The organism is bacterium (genome assembly GCA_024228115.1).
GTDB lineage: Bacteria > Myxococcota_A > UBA9160 > UBA9160 > UBA6930.
This window is the reverse complement of sequence record JAAETT010000221.1, coordinates 1-554: the sequence shown is the minus strand read 5'-3', so window position 1 is coordinate 554 and position 554 is coordinate 1. Positions and strand designations below refer to the sequence as shown.

1 protein-coding gene is annotated in these 554 nt (G+C 63.0%); it reads right to left on the bottom strand.

What is annotated here, in order from left to right:
- Positions 1–100 precede the first annotated feature (100 nt).
- Positions 101–388: a hypothetical protein gene (locus tag GY937_10240; protein MCP5057089.1), complete on the bottom strand. Its 288-nt coding sequence runs from the start codon at positions 386–388 to the stop codon at positions 101–103.
- Positions 389–554 lie beyond the last annotated feature (166 nt).

Here is a 554-nt window from a genome sequence, read left to right as displayed (position 1 = left end):
GGCTTCCAGGGCAACCCCGGCTCACACCCGATCCGGAGCCTTCGCGGTCCCGGGCGCCCCAGACCCTACTCACCGCAACAATTCAACCGAGAATCCCACGCTACGCGGCCGATCTCGCTTCTACCGCGCAGACTCCTAGCTTGGAAACCTCGGCCATGAATTCTTCGCGGGTGAGAATCCCCTTGCGCAGCAGCAACTTCGTGAGCGCCTGGAGAAGCTGTCGGGTACGAACCTCACCGCGAGACTCGGCCCCCGAAGAGGCCGCATCGGTTCCCGCAGAAGGCGTCCCAGGACCCTCGATCTCGTCGAGCCAGATTTCCTGATCCAGCTGGTCGCTGCCATCGGGAACCGCGGCAGCCGACGCAGCCTCTGCACTGAGCTCGAGCACGATCGTATGCTCGACGGGCCCACTCTCGTGTTGGCGATCACGAGAAACCGTAGAAATCTGATCATCTAGCCGTGGTCGCGCGCGAGTGCTGGTTTCTCGTCAGAACGGCGAATCGGTGTCGGTCGGATCGGTGTCGAGTTCGCGATCGAGAGCCGCGAGGTAGTGT